Source organism: Halomonas sp. hl-4 (assembly GCF_900215475.1).
Taxonomy (GTDB): Bacteria; Pseudomonadota; Gammaproteobacteria; order Pseudomonadales; family Halomonadaceae; genus Vreelandella.
This window is the reverse complement of record NZ_LT907845.1, coordinates 2226805-2244581: the sequence shown is the minus strand read 5'-3', so window position 1 is coordinate 2244581 and position 17777 is coordinate 2226805. Positions and strand designations below refer to the sequence as shown.

16 protein-coding genes and 2 tRNA genes are annotated in these 17777 nt (G+C 56.8%); 14 read left to right on the top strand and 4 right to left on the bottom strand.

The features are described from left to right. Positions 1–104 precede the first annotated feature (104 nt). The 14 genes from folP to CPH17_RS10565 all read left to right on the top strand — a co-directional run bounded on the left by folP (position 105) and on the right by CPH17_RS10565 (position 14099). Entirely contained in the window at positions 105–1022 is a 918-nt protein-coding gene (gene folP, locus CPH17_RS10630; protein ID WP_074397698.1) for a dihydropteroate synthase, read from the top strand. Then, positions 1019–2368, top strand: a complete 1350-nt coding sequence (glmM, locus tag CPH17_RS10625; protein ID WP_074397697.1) for a phosphoglucosamine mutase — start codon at positions 1019–1021, stop codon at positions 2366–2368. Before folP ends, glmM begins: the two co-directional genes overlap by 4 nt. Positions 2369–2448: 80 nt before the next feature. Continuing rightward, a complete protein-coding gene (tpiA, locus tag CPH17_RS10620; protein ID WP_074397696.1) occupies positions 2449–3198 on the top strand; it encodes a triose-phosphate isomerase in 750 nt (249 codons plus the stop codon). A gap of 4 nt (positions 3199–3202) precedes the next feature. Beyond that, positions 3203–3562 (top strand): preprotein translocase subunit SecG, encoded by a 360-nt coding sequence (secG, locus tag CPH17_RS10615; protein WP_074397695.1) that lies wholly within the window; start codon positions 3203–3205, stop codon positions 3560–3562. 34 nt (positions 3563–3596) lie between these two features. Next, positions 3597–3683 (top strand) — tRNA-Leu (locus CPH17_RS10610). Positions 3684–3804: 121 nt separating this feature from the next. Continuing rightward, positions 3805–3881 (top strand) — tRNA-Met (locus tag CPH17_RS10605). Positions 3882–4163: 282 nt separating this feature from the next. After that, entirely contained in the window at positions 4164–4625 is a 462-nt protein-coding gene (gene rimP, locus CPH17_RS10600; protein WP_074397694.1) for a ribosome maturation factor RimP, read from the top strand. Positions 4626–4697: 72 nt separating this feature from the next. Next, a complete protein-coding gene (gene nusA, locus CPH17_RS10595) occupies positions 4698–6212 on the top strand; it encodes a transcription termination factor NusA (protein ID WP_074397693.1) in 1515 nt (504 codons plus the stop codon). A gap of 27 nt (positions 6213–6239) precedes the next feature. After that, the gene (infB, locus tag CPH17_RS10590) at positions 6240–8795 is read left to right on the top strand and encodes a translation initiation factor IF-2 (protein WP_074397692.1); all 2556 of its coding nucleotides are present in this window, start codon (positions 6240–6242) and stop codon (positions 8793–8795) included. Positions 8796–8812: 17 nt separating this feature from the next. Then, on the top strand, positions 8813–9226 hold the full coding sequence (gene rbfA, locus CPH17_RS10585) for a 30S ribosome-binding factor RbfA (RefSeq protein WP_096299415.1): 414 nt from the start codon (positions 8813–8815) through the stop codon (positions 9224–9226). Beyond that, on the top strand, positions 9226–10149 hold the full coding sequence (gene truB / locus CPH17_RS10580) for a tRNA pseudouridine(55) synthase TruB (RefSeq protein WP_096299413.1): 924 nt from the start codon (positions 9226–9228) through the stop codon (positions 10147–10149). The genes rbfA and truB overlap by 1 nt, the downstream gene beginning before the upstream one ends. Before the next feature lie 122 nt (positions 10150–10271). Next, on the top strand, positions 10272–10541 hold the full coding sequence (gene rpsO, locus CPH17_RS10575; RefSeq protein ID WP_074397689.1) for a 30S ribosomal protein S15: 270 nt from the start codon (positions 10272–10274) through the stop codon (positions 10539–10541). A 140-nt stretch (positions 10542–10681) separates the two neighbouring features. Continuing rightward, complete coding sequence (gene pnp / locus CPH17_RS10570; RefSeq protein WP_096299411.1) at positions 10682–12850, top strand: polyribonucleotide nucleotidyltransferase; 2169 nt, start codon at positions 10682–10684, stop codon at positions 12848–12850. A gap of 79 nt (positions 12851–12929) precedes the next feature. Continuing rightward, positions 12930–14099: an MFS transporter gene (locus CPH17_RS10565; protein WP_096299409.1), complete on the top strand. Its 1170-nt coding sequence runs from the start codon at positions 12930–12932 to the stop codon at positions 14097–14099. 73 nt (positions 14100–14172) lie between these two features. Here CPH17_RS10565 and CPH17_RS10560 read toward each other — a convergent pair whose 3' ends face one another. The 4 genes from CPH17_RS10560 to panB form a co-directional block, all read right to left on the bottom strand. Further along, positions 14173–15351, bottom strand: a complete 1179-nt coding sequence (locus CPH17_RS10560; protein WP_096299407.1) for an acetyl-CoA C-acetyltransferase — start codon at positions 15349–15351, stop codon at positions 14173–14175. 181 nt (positions 15352–15532) lie between these two features. Then, positions 15533–15913, bottom strand: coding sequence for an aspartate 1-decarboxylase (gene panD, locus CPH17_RS10555; RefSeq protein ID WP_096299405.1), 381 nt, complete (start codon positions 15911–15913; stop codon positions 15533–15535). Between the two features lie 27 nt (positions 15914–15940). Next, complete coding sequence (panC, locus tag CPH17_RS10550; RefSeq protein WP_096300936.1) at positions 15941–16807, bottom strand: pantoate--beta-alanine ligase; 867 nt, start codon at positions 16805–16807, stop codon at positions 15941–15943. A 55-nt stretch (positions 16808–16862) separates the two neighbouring features. Then, entirely contained in the window at positions 16863–17654 is a 792-nt protein-coding gene (gene panB, locus CPH17_RS10545) for a 3-methyl-2-oxobutanoate hydroxymethyltransferase (RefSeq protein ID WP_096299403.1), read from the bottom strand. Positions 17655–17777 lie beyond the last annotated feature (123 nt).

The following is a 17777-nucleotide window of genomic DNA, read 5'->3' as shown; positions in this document are numbered from 1 at the left end:
TGCGATCTTGCTCGTCCGGTAACGTTAAGGCGTCCCCAAAAGGGACGCCTTTTTGTTATGCTGTGCGGCGACAATACAATACGTTTTTTCGACCAGGCGACAGCATGACTTTTACCGCACGTCCTACCCCTTCGGCTCCGGTGACCCCGACCTCTGCGCAGCTTCGCTGCGGGCGCCACTTGCTCGATCTATCCTTTCCCCGGGTTATGGGCGTTTTGAACGTAACCCCTGACTCCTTTTCGGACGGCGGCCAGCACGTGGCCGTCGACGATGCGCTTCGGCGTGCGGAGCAGATGATCGCGGAAGGCGCTTCCATCATCGATGTGGGCGGTGAGTCGACGCGCCCCGGGGCGTCGCCGGTCGCCGAGCAGCAGGAGCTTGACCGCGTCGCCCCGGTGATTGAAGTCCTGGTGCGCGAACTCGACGCACTGGTCTCGGTGGATACCAGTTGCCCGGCGGTGATGCGTGAAGCAAGCAGTCTGGGGGCGGGCATGATCAATGACGTGCGTTCGCTCGAGCGTGAAGGGGCGCTGGCCGCCGCCACGGCAAGCGGCCTGCCGGTATGTTTGATGCATCGCCAGGGCGAGCCTCAGCATATGCAGCAGGCGCCTGCCTACGATAAACCTATTGAAGAGGTGGTGGTCGACTACCTGGCGGCCCGAGTTGCCGAGTGCGAAGCCGCAGGCTTGCGCCGCCATCGTTTGCTCGTGGATCCAGGGTTTGGCTTTGGTAAAACGGTCGAGCATAATTTGCGCTTGCTTAATCGTATGGACGCCCTTCAGTCGTTGACGTTGCCAGTGCTGGTGGGTATGTCGCGAAAAAGCATGATTGGTAAGGTGTTAGGCCGCTCTGTTGAGGAGCGGCTGCCGGGAGGACTTGCGCTGGCTGCCATGGCGGTTGAGCGCGGGGCGAGCATCGTGCGCGTCCATGATGTGGGGCCAACGGTTGACGCTGTCAATATGGCGTGGGCTGTACGGCAGGAAGGCTGTGAGGCCTCTACCAACAAGGAGAATAACGTATGACAAGACGCTATTTTGGCACCGATGGTATTCGCGGAACGGTCGGCCAGTCGCCGATCACCGCCGATTTTATGCTCAAGTTGGGGTGGGCAGCGGGTCAGGTGTTACGCCGTGAAAAAGGCCGTACCCGGGTGTTGATTGGTAAAGATACGCGTATCTCAGGTTATATGTTCGAGTCAGCATTGGAAGCGGGGCTATCGGCGGCGGGAGCCGATGTGGCGCTATTGGGTCCGATGCCTACTCCAGGGATCGCCTATTTGACGCGCACCTTTCGGGCTGACGCCGGCATTGTGATTTCGGCCTCGCATAATCCCTTTGAGGACAACGGCATCAAGTTTTTTTCGGCAGAGGGTAAAAAGCTACCGGATGAAGTTGAAGACCGCATCGAGACCATGCTGGAAGCGCCGTTGACGACCGCGGATGCCGCCCAATTGGGTAAAGCCATGCGCATTGATGACGCAGCTGGCCGTTATATTGAGTTTTGTAAATCGACGTTGCCCGATCGCCTGAGCCTGCATGGCTTGACCATCGTGCTCGACTGCGCCCATGGCGCCACCTACCATATAGCGCCGAGTGTGTTTCGTGAGCTGGGCGCCGAGGTCAGCGTTATCGGCGGCTCGCCCGATGGTCTGAATATTAATCAACAGGTGGGGTCGACTCACCCGGCGGCATTGCGCGCGGCGGTGATTCAGCAGGGCGCCGACCTGGGGATTGCGTTTGACGGCGATGGTGATCGCGTATTACTAGTCGACTCCGAAGGTCGTGAGGTCGACGGTGACGATATTCTTTACCTGATCGCGCGGGACCGTCACGCACGTGGTCTGCTGGGTGGGGGCGTAGTGGGTACGCTCATGAGTAACTTTGGCCTGGCGATGGCGCTGGAAAAGATGGGTATTCCGTTTGAGCGCGCCAAGGTGGGCGATCGCTTTGTGATGGAGCGCATGGCGGCTAATCAGTGGGAACTGGGTGGTGAATCATCGGGCCATATTGTGTGTAGCCACGTGCAAACCACCGGTGATGGTATCGTCTCAGCGCTGCAGGTGCTCGCCTTGATGATGCGTGAGCAGCAGCCGTTGCCTATGTTGCTAAGAGGGTTGGAGAAAGTCCCTCAGTCGCTGGTCAATGTCAGATTGCCTGCAGGCGCTAATGCCAGGGAAGTAATGGCATCTGAACCGCTTCAGCAGGCGGTGAAAGCGCTAGAAGGCGAGCTTGGTGACGAAGGGCGCGTGCTGCTCAGACCGTCGGGCACCGAGCCATTGATTCGCGTTATGGTGGAAGGGCGCGCGCATCTTGATGTGGATCAGTTGGCAAATCGGTTGGCCGAGCAAGTGAAAGCGTTGCTCGAATAGTAAGATCGTGCTGACAACAGCGGTTGTCTTGACAAGTCCGCTCCTATACCATTTCGCTCCACCTTGAGTGAGGAGAGTCCATGCGTAGGCCCTTAATCGCCGGTAACTGGAAGATGAACGGTTCGGCGGCACTGGTTGAAGCGTTCGGCAAGGCATTTGCAGCAGCGAAGCTGCCGACTAACATCGATATGGTCGTGATCCCGCCGTTTCCCTATCTGGATGCGGCGCGCCATGCCTTCAAGAATACCCCGCTACGGCTCGGTGCGCAGACGCTCAATCCGCTGCACTCAGGGGCGCACACCGGCGAGGTAAGCGGTCGCATGCTCAAAGAGTTTGAAGTGGCGTACGTACTTGTCGGCCACTCAGAGCGTCGTCAGCTTTATCGGGAAACCGATGAGCAGGTTTTTGAACGGCTGATGGCCGCACTTGAAGTGGGGCTTACACCGATCCTGTGCGTGGGGGAGACCCTGGAAGAGCGCGATGCGGGTCATACCATGGACGTGGTGCTGCGCCAGGTGGGCCATGTCATGGCGCGCCTGGAGACAGCGCAGCGCAGCGAAGTGGTCATCGCCTATGAGCCGGTATGGGCCATCGGGACGGGACGTACCGCCACGCCCGAACAGGCCCAGGAAGTCATGGCAGGCATTCGTGCTTACCAGGCTTCGTTTGATACCTCGCTTGCCGAGCAGCTCAAACTGCTTTACGGCGGCAGCATGAATGCAAACAACGCGGCTGAGCTTCTCGCGCAGCCGGACATCGACGGCGGTTTAGTGGGCGGTGCTTCGCTCAAAACCGACGATTTTTACGCCATTTGTCAGTCAGCAGGATAACGCCATGCAAGTTGCAATTCTTATGGTCCATGTGGTGATTGCGATCGCCCTGGTAGTGCTCATCCTGCTTCAGCAGGGTAAAGGTGCCGATGCAGGGGCCGCCTTTGGCGGCGGCGCGTCGCAAACGGTATTTGGCTCGCGCGGTAGCGGTAACTTTCTGTCGCGCTTCACGGCCATTCTCGCCGCTGGCTTTTTTGTTACCTCTATGGCGCTGGCATATTTTGCCACTCAGGCGGGGCAAGCACCGGAAGAGGGTATTCCCGATGCAAACCTTATTGAGCAGCAGCAAAGTGCGCCAGCGCTTGACGAAAGCGAGGAAAGTGGGGATAATACTGCGCCAGTGCTAGAGGAAAGCAGCGAGTAACTGATTGATCTTGCTTTCTCGAGCCTCCCCCGATGCCGAAGTGGTGGAATTGGTAGACACGCTATCTTGAGGGGGTAGTGACCTTACGGTCGTGCGGGTTCAAGTCCCGCCTTCGGCACCATCTGTTGTGCTGGTTCGCCAGTTCCCCAGACGTAATAAGCGCTTCATGTTTGAAGCGTGCAAAGATAAAAGACAGCTTGACGAAATAAGCTTAAGCGTCTATTATCTGCGACCTAGATTGATGCGGGGTGGAGCAGTCTGGTAGCTCGTCGGGCTCATAACCCGAAGGTCATCGGTTCAAATCCGGTCCCCGCTACCACTTTCTGGTGATAAGCAAGATGCGAGCGCTTCATGCAGTAAGAGGTGTCGTTAAGGGGCTTTCCCATTGCTTAGCGCCATGATCGTGTAACAGGTTTCTTTCGAAAAGCCCCTTCCTGTGAAGGGGCTTTTTGTTAGCAGCTTTTCGTTAACAAGCGTGTCTCAAGGGCGGATGCCCATCGGCTTGCCGGAGGCACATTTCCGGGTAACGCCAATCAGCCACCTAGCTTTTTATATGTCTCCTGGCCAGGTGCCTGATGCAACGGCTATAGGAGCATTGTCTGTGGCCACAAAACATGCGGCGCTGCACGCGCTGATCGAACCTGTCGTCGCTGCCATGGGCTTTGAGCTGTGGGGGGTCGACCATCTCTCTCAGGGTAAGCACTCGCGATTAGTGATTTATATCGAGCGTGACAGCGGCGTAAGTGTTGAAGACTGCGCCGACATTAGCCGCCAAGTCAGCGCGATACTGGATGTCGAAGATCCCATCCCAGGTGAGTATCGATTAGAAGTGTCTTCGCCGGGTATGGCGCGTCCACTGTATACCCTGGATCATTTTACTCGTTTTCAAGGGCACCATGTTGCGCTCAAACTGCGCGCCCCATTCGACGGGCGGCGTAAGTTTCAAGGGCTGCTGGCCGGTGTCGAAGGCGACGAAATCCTGCTACAGATGGATGGTGAGGAATACTGTTTTCCCATTGAGGGCATTGATTCTGCGCAGATCGTACCGCAGTTCGACGATTAACCGGGTGGCGTGGCGGTCGGCAGGTAGCTGGCGCGATGCACATAAGGACAGGTTTTCTGGCGAGGCAAACGCATGAGTAAAGAAATTTTAATGGTCGTTGACGCGATCTCTAATGAAAAAGGTGTTCCCCGCGACGTTATTTTCGAAGCGGTTGAAGCCGCTCTTGCGAGCGCGTCACGCAAGCGTTTTGATAATCAAGAAGCCAGCGTGCGGGTACATATCGACCGTCGCACCGGTGACTACGAGACGTTCCGCTACTGGACAGTGGTAGAGGACGACGAGTTCGAAACGCCGGATTACGAAATTAAAGAAACGATCGCTGAACAGCGCGATCCGCCGCTCAAGCTGGGTGACGTGGTCGAGCAGAAAATTGAAAACGCCGTGTTTGGCCGTATTGCAGCGCAAACAGCCAAGCAAGTCATCGTGCAAAAAGTTCGCGAGGCTGAGCGAGCTGAAGTCGTGCGTCAATATGCCGACCGTGAAGGCGAACTGGTCGCTGGCATTGTGAAGAAGACCACGCGGGACGGTTTGATCATTGATTTAGGCGATAACGCAGAAGCGTTTCTGCCCCGCAACGAAATGATCCATGGCGAGCGCTATCGTATGAACGAGCGCGTTCGCGCGCTGCTGGTCAAGGTTGATCCAGACGCCCGCGGTGCTCAACTTCAGCTGTCACGTACTTGTCCCGAACTGATTATCGAACTCTTCAAAATTGAAGTGCCGGAAATCGCCGAGCAGTTGATTGAAATAAAAGGGGCCGCACGGGACCCCGGCTCACGAGCTAAAATTGCCGTGAAAACCAACGACCGTCGTATTGACCCGGTAGGTGCCTGCGTAGGCATGCGTGGCTCAAGGGTTCAGGCAGTGTCGACAGAGCTGCAAAATGAGCGTGTCGATATCGTGCTGTGGGACGACAATCCAGCCCAGTTGGTGATTAATGCCATGGCGCCAGCGGATGTGGCGTCTATCCTTGTCGACGAAGATGCCCATGCCATGGACGTTGCCGTTGCCCAGGATAATCTGGCCCAGGCAATCGGCCGTAGTGGTCAGAACGTGCGCTTGGCCTCTGATCTCACCGGCTGGCGTATCAACGTCATGACCGAAGACGAAGCGGAAGCCAAGCGCGACCAAGAAATTGATAGTTTGGTCGACTCCTTCGTACACCACTTACAGGTCGACGACGATGTTGCTCGGCTGTTGGTGGATGAGGGCTTTACCACCCTAGAAGAAGTTGCCTACGTGCCGCTAGAAGAAATGCTCGAAATCGAAGAGTTCGATGAAGATCTAGTGGAGGAACTGCGTGCACGTGCGAAAGACGAGCTACTGACGATGGCGATTGCCTCGGAAGAAGCGCTAGACGGTGCCCAACCAGCAGCAGATCTGCTGGAGATGGATGGTATGGAGCGCCACTTGGCCTTCATTCTCGCCAGCCGCGGCATTGTCACCATGGAAGATCTCGCCGAGCAGTCTGTCGACGATCTGGTCGATATCGAGGAGTTGGACGAAGCGCGCGCAGCGGCACTGATCATGACTGCCCGTGCGCCCTGGTTTGAAGACGATGACGCGTCGGATTCGAACACACAGTAAACAGGTCACGGGCTGAGGAGGGTCAATATGTCAGATATGACAGTTAAAGATTTCGCAGTAAAGGTGGGCCGTGATGTGCCCCGCCTATTAGAGCAGATGAAAGAAGCGGGTTTGCAGCACGCCTCGGAAAACGATGCGGTATCGGAAGAAGATAAGCGTACCTTGCTTAACTTCCTGAAGAAAAGTCACGGTGGCGATGAAAGCGAAGCAGGCAAAAGTCGCATTACCCTGACGCGCAAAACCCGTAGCCGTATTAAAACCGGTGAGCGTGGCAAAACCATCGAAGTTCAGGTGCGCAAGAAGAAAACATACGTCAAACGCGCTGAAGAGGAAGACAAGCCAAAAGCCCCAGAGCCCAAGCACGCTGGCCCGCGTCAGCTAGTGGGCGACATGGCTCAAGCCGAAGCCCAAAGCAAGGCACGCGAAGCGGAAGAAAAAGCGGCTGCCGAGGCTGCCGAGAAAGCCAAAGCCGCTGAAGAAGCCGCCCGTAAAGAAGCCGAGCAAGCTGAAAAAACAGCGCCACCTAAGGCACCTGATGTTGCCGATGTTGAAGTGCCAGAGCTTCAAATCGACGACACACCGACTGCCGATGATATGCCGCCTGCGCCGCCGAAAGAGGGCCGCACAGACCGTCGTACGGCGCCGCCTAAGAAAACAGCGGCTAAGAACAAAGGCCGCCGTGACGATGAAGATCGTGGCGATCGCGAAGAGCGTAAGCGAGGCGGTGGCGGTAAGAAGGTCAAGCGTGCTGAACAGCGTCGTGGTGGTCGCCGTGGAGGCAACCAAAGCGGTAACGGCAAGCATGCTTTCCAGAAACCGACGCAGCCTATTGTGCGTGAAGTCTCGATCCCCGAGTCGATCAGCGTGGCGGAGTTGGCCGACAAGATGTCGATCAAGGCCAACGAAGTGATCAAGGCCATGTTTAACATGGGCGCCGCTGTGACCATCAACCAAACGATCGACCAGGATACTGCGGCGATTGTAGTGGAAGAGATGGGCCACAAGGTCAAACTGGTGAAGGATGACGCGCTGGAAACGGAAATGCTCGAAGGCATCTCCTACGAAGGCGAAGAAATCACCCGTTCACCGGTAGTGACCGTCATGGGTCACGTTGACCACGGTAAAACGTCACTACTGGACTATATTCGTCGCGCCAAAGTGGCGACGGGCGAAGCGGGTGGTATTACCCAGCACATCGGTGCTTACCACGTTGAAGATAACCACGGTGGCGTCACCTTCCTCGACACCCCGGGCCACGCGGCGTTTACCGCCATGCGTGCCCGCGGTGCCAAAGCGACCGACGTGGTTATCCTGGTGGTTGCCGCGGATGACGGCGTGATGCCGCAAACCATCGAGGCGATCGAGCACTCCAAGGCCGCCGAAGTACCCATGGTGGTGGCGGTTAACAAGATCGATAAGGATGGTGCCGACTTTGACCGCATTCGCAATGAACTCTCGCAGCATGGCGTGATTTCAGAAGAATGGGGCGGCGACACCCAGTTTGTTCATGTTTCTGCCAAAACCGGCGACGGTATTGAAGAGCTGTTGGAAGCAATCCAATTAGTCTCTGAAGTACTTGAGCTTAAAGCGGTCCCGTCTGCGCCAGGTAAAGGCGTGGTGGTGGAGTCGCGGCTCGATAAAGGTCGTGGCCCGGTGGCCACCGTATTGGTCCAGAACGGCACGCTTAAGAAAGGTGATATCGTCCTGGCCGGTCTGCACTATGGCCGCGTACGTGCGCTGACCAACGAGTTGGCCCAACAGGTCGATGAGGTTGGGCCAGCCATGCCGGTTGAAATCCAGGGCCTGGACGGTACGCCGGATGCCGGTGACGACTTTATGGTCGTTGCCGACGAGAAGAAAGCCCGCGAAGTGGCTAACTTCCGTCAGGGCAAGTACCGCGAAGTGCGCCTGGCGCGTCAGCAGAAGGCCAAACTGGAGAACATGTTCAGCCAGATGGGCCAAGACGAAGTCGCCAAGGTTAACATCGTGCTGAAAGCCGACGTACAAGGCTCGCTGGAAGCGATCAGAGGCGCCTTGGAAGAGCTTTCCACTGAAGAAGTGAAAGTAGCCGTTGTTTCTTCCGGCGTTGGCGGCATCACCGGTACCGACGCAAACTTGGCGCTGGCGTCTGAAGCCATCGTGGTCGGCTTTAACGTACGTGCCGATGCTGCCGCTCGCGAGATCATCGAGCGCGAAGGGCTGGATCTGCGCTACTACAGCGTCATCTACCAGTTGATCGACGAGGTCAAGCAGGCAATGAGCGGTATGCTTGCGCCTGAGTGGAAAGAAGAGATCGTGGGCGTGGCCGAAGTACGCGACGTCTTCCGTGCGCCGAAGATTGGTGCGATCGCCGGTTGTATGGTGATTGAAGGCAACGTGCATCGTAATAAAAAGATTCGCGTATTGCGCGATGACGTGGTGATTTACGAAGGCGAGCTCGAATCGCTGCGCCGCTTCAAGGATGACGTTCAGGAAGTGCGTAACGGCGTTGAGTGCGGCATTGGCGTGAAGAACTACAACGATGTTCAGGTCGGCGACAAGATCGAAGTCTTTGACCAGATGAAGGTCGAGCGCAGCCTCTAAGGCTGCGAGGAGCAACCATGCGTGAATTTAAGCGTACCGACCGAGTGGCAGACCAGCTCCAGAAGGAGCTGGCGGTACTGATCCAGCGCGAAGTGAAAGACCCGCGTTTGGGCATGGTGACGGTTAGCGGTGCTACCGTAAGTCGTGATCTTGGCTACGCCGATATCTATGTCACCTTACTGGGTGAGCAGGATCCCGAGCGTATCAAGGAAAATCTGCAGGTGCTGAAACGGGCCGCCGGTTTCTTGAGAAGCCAAATTGCCAAGCGTATTAAACTGCGCCACGTGCCCGAACTTCGCTTTCACTTCGATGAGAGCGTGGTGCGCGGCCAACACCTTTCATCGTTGATTGAAGAAGCGGTGTCAACCGATCGAGCCCGTCAGGAGCAGGACGACGAAGGCACTGATGAGCTAGGTGAGGAGACCCGCTAATGGCCCGTCGCCGTCGCGGCTTGCTGGTAAATGGTATTGTCTTGCTGGACAAGCCGAAAGGTCTTTCCAGCAACCATGCCTTGCAACGGGTGCGGCGTCTTTTCGAGGCGCAAAAAGCGGGTCACACCGGTACCCTGGACCCTATGGCGACGGGCCTACTGCCTATTTGCCTGGGGGAGGCTACCAAGTTTTCATCGCACCTGCTGGAAGCTGACAAAGTGTATCGCACCCGAGTTGAGTTGGGTGTGATCACCGACACCGGCGATGCGGAAGGCGCGGTCATTGAACAACGCGATGTGCCGAGCCTAACGGCTGATGATGTTGAAACTGTGTTATCCGGCTTTCGCGGCGAGATCGACCAGGTGCCGCCGATGTACTCGGCGTTGAAGCATCAGGGTAAAAAACTCTACGAACTCGCCCGCGAAGGTAAACAGGTTGAGCGTGCAGCACGACGGGTAAGCGTGTATGATGCGCGCCTGCTGTCATTTGAAGGCTCCGCGTTTGAGTTGGAAGTCAGCTGCAGCAAAGGCACCTATATCCGCACCTTAGCCGAAGACATTGGCAACGCGCTGGGCTGTGGTGGTCACATTAGCCAACTGAGAAGGCTGAAGACAGGGCCTTTTGATAGTGACGCGATGTGGACGCTAGAGGCGCTTGAAGCATTAGCTGATCAGGCCGCTCGGGAAGCCGAGCTAATGCCGGTTGATGTACTGGTGGATCATTTGCCATCGCTTTCGTTAGATGAATCGGCTTATGGGCGTCTTGCTCACGGCCAATCCGCCAATGTGGCAATGGGTGATTCGATTCCTCCCGATGCATTGGCAAGACTTTATTACGCCGAGTCGTTTATCGGCCTTGGCGTAGTGAAAGGTAGCCAGGAAGTGGCACCTAAGCGACTGTTAAGTACCGTCGCTATCTCGTGAGAAATGTTGCAAGGATGCAGCGATCTGCGCGAAAATTGTACGTGAAATATAGCAACTTGAGACTGCAAATATGCGTGGTCTCACCCATTCATTGTTAGGCATATTGCTTACTGGAGAGACAGATGGCATTAACCGCTGAAAAGAAGGCCGAAATCGTCAACGAATACGGCCGCGGCGAGAGCGACACCGGATCACCTGAAGTGCAGGTCGCCCTGCTGAGCGCCAATATCAACGGCCTGCAGGACCACTTCAAGACCAACAAGCAGGATCACCACTCGCGTCGTGGTCTGATCCGTATGGTAAACCAGCGTCGTAAGCTGCTGGATTACCTGAAGCGTAAAGATTTCGAACGCTATCAGTCCCTGATTCAGCGTCTAGGTCTACGCCGCTAAGTTATTGTTGGCGAAGATTGATAAAACGGGCAGCTCCTTGCGAGCTGCCCGTTTTTTTGTTTCTGGTAGCCCTATCGCCCGGCAACGCCTAGAATGGGGGCGAGTCCAAACGACCCATACGAAAAGACAAGTAGCTATTAATGTTAAAGGAAGTCGCCGTGAATCCGGTAAAAAAAACGTTCCAATACGGTCGCAGCACCGTCACGCTAGAAACTGGGCGCATCGCTCGCCAGGCCACCGGTGCCGTCATGGTGACCATGGATGACACCGTGGTCCTATGTACGGTAGTGGCAAAGAAAGAAGCGAACCCCAATCAACCCTTTTTCCCGCTCTCGGTTCATTACCAAGAGAAGACCTACGCGGTCGGTAAGATTCCTGGCGGTTTCTTCAAACGTGAAGGCCGCCCGACCGAGAAAGAAACGCTAACCTCGCGTTTGATCGACCGCCCGATCCGCCCGCTGTTTCCTAAGGGCTTTATGAACGAAGTGCAGGTGATCTGTACCGTTCTCTCAACCGATCGCAATCACGATCCGGATATTGCAGCGATGCTGGGTACCTCAGCGGCGCTATCGATTTCTGGCGTACCGTTTAGCGGCCCGATTGGTTGTGCCCGGGTTGGCTTTAACGAAGAGCAAGGCTACTTCTTGAACCCCACTGTTGAAGAGTTGACCACCTCTGAACTGGATATGGTGGTCGCCGGCACGGAAAAAGCCGTGTTGATGGTGGAGTCAGAAGCGCAAGAGCTACTCGAAGACGAAATGCTGGGCGCCGTACTGTTTGGCCACCAGGAAATGCAGGTGGCAATCAGCGCGATCAACGAATTAGTGGCTGAAGCCGGCAAACCGCGCTGGGATTGGCAGCCGCCGGAAGAAAACGTGGCGCTGAAAGCGGCCATGGCGGATGCCTTTGAAGCGAAAGTCGGCGATGCCTACCGCATTACCGATAAAATGGTGCGTCAGGACGCGCTGTCAGCCCTGAAAGACGAGGCCGTCGCTCAGCTAGCGGCAGCCGAGGGCGAAGAGGTTGAAGGCAAGTTCAGCAAAGATGACGTAAAAGGCGCGTTTTCGGGTCTTGAAAAGCGTGTGGTGCGTTCTCGCGTAGTCAAAGGTGAGCCGCGTATTGATGGCCGCGACAATACCACGGTGCGTCCGCTGGACATTGAGGTAGGTAGCCTGCCCAAAACCCACGGCTCCGCGGTTTTTACTCGCGGCGAGACTCAAGCCATCGCCATCGCCACCTTGGGTACGCTACGCGATTCGCAGCTGATTGAGTCGCTGGAAGGCGAGCGTAAAGACCGCTTTATGCTGCACTACAACTTCCCTCCGTACAGCGTGGGCGAAGCGGGCTTTATGGGCGGTCCAAAGCGCCGTGAAATCGGCCACGGTCGTTTAGCGCGTCGTGGTGTTCAGGCCATGCTGCCTTCTGAAGATGTATTCCCCTATACCATCCGCGTGGTGTCGGAAATTACCGAGTCGAACGGCTCAAGCTCGATGGCCTCGGTGTGTGGCTCGTCGCTTGCGTTAATGGACGCCGGTGTACCGCTGAAAGCCCCAGTGGCAGGTATTGCCATGGGGTTGGTCAAAGATGAAGACGGTTACGCCGTATTGACCGATATCCTGGGTGATGAAGACCACTTGGGTGATATGGACTTCAAAGTTGCCGGCTCTGGCGAGGGTGTGACTGCCCTGCAGATGGACATCAAGATCGAAGGCATCAACGAAGAAATCATGGAAACGGCGCTACAGCAGGCCCACGCAGCACGCTTGGGCATCCTTGAGCAGATGAATGCCGTGATTGCCCAAAGTCGTACCGAAGTCTCTGAAAACGCGCCGTCCATGGCAACCATCAAAATCGATCCGGACAAGATTCGCGACGTGATCGGTAAAGGCGGTGCCACCATTCGCAAAATCTGCGAAGACACCGGCGCGTCTATCGATCTGGATGATGATGGTACCGTGCGTATCTACGCAGAAGATAAAGCCGCTGCTAAAAAAGCCATCGATACCGTTCTGGCAATTACCGCCGAAGCGGAAATTGGCAAGCTATACATGGGTAAAGTGGTACGCATTGCTGACTTTGGCGCCTTCGTCAATATCATGCCCGGCACCGATGGTCTGGTGCATATCTCGCAGATTATTCAGGAGCGCGTTAACAACGTCCGCGACTTCTTGAACGAAGGCGATGATGTGATTGTGAAGGTGCTCGACATTGACAACCGCAACCGCGTGAAGCTGTCGATGAAAGAAATCACCGAAGAAGAGAAAGCCGCTTTTGCAGCGCAAGAAGCGGAAACCGACACGACGATCTAAATCGCCACCTCGGTTTCTGGTACCGCCCTCGTTGCTTCTGGCTGCGGGGGCGGTGTTGTTTGGGTAGCAGGGAGGCTCTATGCAGCAAGAGCAAACGCCGCGCTGGTGGGCAGTGATTGCGGTGATGATGGGTATTTTTTTGCTGGTGACGGCCGAGCAGTTACCGATTGGTCTGCTGTCTCAGGTAGCAACCTCCATGGGCGTTACGCCAGGCATGGCTGGTTTAATGGTCACCGTGCCGGGCGTGGTCGCGGCCTTTTCGGCACCGCTTTTGCCAGTCGCGGTGGGGCGCCTGGATAGACGCGTGATGTTGGCGCTATTGATGGTCCTGATGGTAGTCGGCAGCGTGCTATCGGCGTTGGCGAGCAACTTTATGTTGCTGCTGGCGTCGCGGGTGCTGATAGGTATCAGCATCGGGGGCTTCTGGGCGGTTGCAGGCAGTATTGCGCCGCGCTTGGTGCCAGAGGCTCAAGTATCCAAAGCGATGACCGTGATCTTTGGCGGTGTCGCCGCCGCGTCGGTGCTCGGGGTGCCATTAGGCACGCTGCTGGGTGAATTTAGCAGCTGGCGGGTCGCCTTTGGGGCATTGGGTGGATTAAGCCTGTTAACGGCTATCGCGCTTTGGTATTGGCTGCCCCCCTTGCCGCCCAGGGAACCCGTGCGCCTACGAGTACTAGCACAGCAGTTCAGCAATCGTGGCGTCCGGGTCGCGGTGATGACCACCGGCTTCGTGGTGGTGGGGCACTTCGCGGCCTACACCTTTATCAGCCCTGTATTGCAGGACATCAGCGGTATTGCTCAGCGCCATGTGGGCAGCTTGCTGCTGCTTTATGGAGCGGCGGGCATCTTGGGCAACATCGCAGCGGGGATGTTCGCTGGGCGTCACCCCTATCGTGCGGTGTTGGCCATTCCTAGCCTGCTGTTTATCGTTGTGGCCGCCTTCCCGCTGTTGGGGGTTCAACCAAGCAGTGGTGTGATGCTGCTCATGGTGTGGGGAGCCGTTTTCGGCAGCGTCTCGGTAAGTATCCAAACCTGGATATTGCGCACAGCGCCCAATACCGAAGCGGCTACTGCACTGATGGCGTTTATGTTCAATTTGTCGATTGGCTTTGGCGCCATGGTGGGCGGCCGCATTGTCGATGGCACGAGCCTGCCCATTACCATGTGGGCTGCTTCAGGGCTGTTTTTACTGGGTACGCTGTTAGTGTGGCGAACGCCGTCGCGGATTGTGGGAGAGAAGCACCGCTAAGCGGTGAAAAATGCCCCGCCAATGGCGGGGGCATGTTTTTGGACAAGACGATGTAGCGAACTACTTGCTGCCGTTAAGGGCGCTCAATGGCCAGTGCAACGCCCTGGCCGCCGCCGATACACAGTGTGGCTAAGCCTTTCTTCGAATCGCGGGCGATCATTTCGTGCAGTAGCGTCACGAACACACGGCAACCTGATGCGCCAATCGGGTGGCCAAGGGCAATGGCGCCGCCGTTTACGTTGACCTTGCTGACATCCCAGCCGAGCTCTTTATTGACCGAGAGTGCCTGGGCGGCAAACGCTTCGTTGGCTTCGACGAGGTCAAGATCGTCCAGGCTCCAGCCGGCTTTTTCCAGACACCGACGAGTGGCCGGTGCTGGGCCGATACCCATGATAGCCGGGTCAACGCCAGCGTTGGCGTAGGCGGCAATGCGCGCCAGTGGTTCAAGGCCAAGCTGCTTGGCCTTTTCTGCCGAGCAGATCATCACCACCGCTGCGCCGTCGTTGAGCGCCGAGGCGTTACCGGCGGTAACCGTGCCGTCTTTCTTAAAGGCGGGGCGCATACCACCGAGCTTCTCCGCGGTGACTTCACGTGGGTTTTCGTCGGTATCGAACACCAGCGGATCACCTTTACGCTGTGGGACTTCCACCGGCACGATCTGGCTTTTGAATTTGCCCTCTTTAATGGCCGCTGCGGCTTTTTGCTGTGAGGCGGCGGCAAATTCATCCATGGCTTCGCGGGTGATGCCGTACTTCTCGGCTAAGTTCTCGGCGGTAATGCCCATATGATAGTTGTTGAAAGCGTCCCAAAGGCCGTCGTACACCATGGAGTCGATCGCTTTCCAATCGCCCATGCGCTGACCGTTGCGGGAGTTGGGGAGTACGTGTGGCGAGGCAGACATATTTTCCTGGCCGCCGGCCAGAATCAGTTCGGCATCGCCACAGCGAATGGCCTGAGTGGCCAGATGCAGTGCTTTCAGACCCGAGCCGCAAACTTTGTTGATGGTCATGGCTGGAACTGCTTCGGGGAGGCCCGCCTTGATCGACGCCTGGCGGGCCGGATTTTGGCCAACGCCCGCGGTGAGCACCTGGCCCAGCAGTACTTCGTCAACTTGATCGGGAGATACGCCGGTGGAGGCGAGGATATCCTTGATCACCAGGGCGCCTAGGTCGCTCGCTGGAATGCCTGCGAGAGAACCTCCGAAAGCGCCTACAGCCGTGCGGCGAGCCGCAACAATCACCACTTCTTGCATAACATGACTCCTGGTCTAGGAAACGCCGACGGGGAAATGCCAGCGTTTGTGTTTAGCGTTGTTGTAGTCATTATTCTTTCAGCATAGGGGAAGGGGGCGCTTGGCGGCAATACGCTTTTTGAACCAAATAAAAACGGGCCACTTAATGGCCCGTTCCTGATCATATTCTTGCTAGCGCGTCTTAGGCGAGTTGGACAGGAATCGCGTTGCTGGTGTGGCTCACGTGATTGCCTTCCTTTAGATACACCAGGGCGGGCTGGTGGTTGTCAAGTTCAGCTTCGGCATAGTGGGCGTAGCTGCAAATAATGATGCGATGCCCAGGGGCGGCGAGGTGGGCAGCAGCGCCGTTAATGGAAATCAACCTGGAGCCTTCTTCACCGCGAATGGCGTAGGTGGTAAAGCGTTCGCCGTTCTCGACGTTATAAATCTGGATTTGCTCGTTCTCACGGATGCCTGCCATATCCAGCAGCTCGCCGTCGATGGCGCAGGAACCTTCGTAGTTGAGTACTGCGTGGGTCACGCGAGCCATATGCAGCTTGGCTTTAAGCATAATCGTATGCATGGGAACTCCTAAATAACAAAACTAGCCTCAGTGGCTAGTGTCAGTCACAGCTGGCAGCTGCACGCTGAGGTTGTCGATAAGCCGAGCAGATCCGAGTTTGGCGGCGGCTAGCAGCACAGCATGGCGTGTTGTGTTGGTCACTGGGCCAAGCATGGTGTCACGTAGCTCAAGATAATCGGATTTAAAGCCAGCATCATACAGGGCCGTTTGGCCTTGGTGTAGTACCCGCTCGATGGATTCGCCGCGCTCTAATGCATCGCGTAACTCGCAAAGCGTACGGTACAGCGCCGGGGCAATCGCTCGCTCCTGCTGACTTAAATAGCCGTTACGCGAAGACAGCGCGAGGCCATCCTTGGCGCGCACAATGGGCACGCCAATAATTTCGATAGGCATATGCAGGTCACTGACCAGCTTGCGAATGACTGCGAGCTGCTGATAGTCCTTTTGACCAAAACAAGCGATGTCGGGCTGCACTAGATTGAAAAGCATGCTGACCACGGTAGAAACGCCGTCAAAGTGGCCAGGGCGGGAGCCGCCACACAGTCCTTCCCCCATCTCGGGCACATGCACACGGGTTTGGGCGGTTAAACCGTTGGGATACAGCGCGCTGACCGTGGGGGCGAAGAGGATATCGCAGCCCGCCTCGGTTAGCTGTACTTGATCAGCCTCGAAGGTGCGTGGATAGGCGTCCAGGTCTTCATCAGGGCCAAATTGCATCGGGTTAACGAACAGGCTGGCAACCACTACATCGGCCTGCTGTCGGGCGCTCTCCACCAGAGCAAGGTGGCCGGCATGAAGGTTACCCATGGTAGGTACCAGGGCAATCCGTTGATCACGCAGGCGGTGCCCATGCAAGGTGTGGCGCAGGTCGTGAATGTCTCGCAAAGTACGCATAGGAAGTTTATCTTCGTTACAGGCGTCACGGTAAAGCACGGTCAGGTTTCAATGACTAAAAGCAGTGCTCTTGCGCGGGAAAGGTCCGGTTTTTGACCGCTTCGTGATAGCGCTGAAACGCTGACTGGATACTATCAGCGTCGGCCAAGAAGTTTTTCACAAAGCGTGGTGTGCGGCCATGAGTAACACCGAGTATGTCGTGCATCACAAGGATCTGGCCGTCGGTGTCGGGGCCTGCGCCAATGCCGATCACCGGCACGTCGAGGGCCTCGGTCACTGCTTTGCCCAGGCTTGCGGGCACACATTCCAGCAGAATGACCGACGCGCCTGCCTCAACGAGCACTTTTGCGTCGTTGATGATCTTCTCGGCCTGGGCGGCTTCCCGGCCCTGCACCTTGTAGCCGCCAAGCTGATAAACCGTTTGGGGGGTTAGGCCTAAATGCGCACATACCGGTACGCCACGGCGAGTCAGTTCACGGATGCCGTCGGCCATCCAGGCTTCACCTTCCACTTTGACTAGTTCGGCACCGGCGCGCATCAAAGCGGCCGCATCATCCAGCATGCGCTCGGTGGTCGCGTTGCTCATGAACGGCAGATCGACCATCAGCAGGCTATGGCTTTTGCCACGAGCCGTGCAGCGGGTGTGATAGCAGATGTCGTCAATAGTCACCGGTAGGGTGCTGTTATGCCCCTGCAAGACCATGCCCAGTGAATCGCCTACCAACAACACATCGATCCCTGCGTGGCTGGCGGCGTGGGCAAAGGAGGCATCGTAAGCGGTCAGGCAACTGAACGTTTCGCCAGCGCGCTTGTGCGCTTGCAGCGTGCTCAGGGTGACGGTTTTCATGGCGTGCTCTCATATTTTACGTGAGGCCGACGCGGCATCGGCGTTCGGCCATTATAACGCCGCCTTGCGGCGGACGCTGAGTGGCGTAACCGGTAATTGTTACCTGAATGCAGGCTCGGTGTC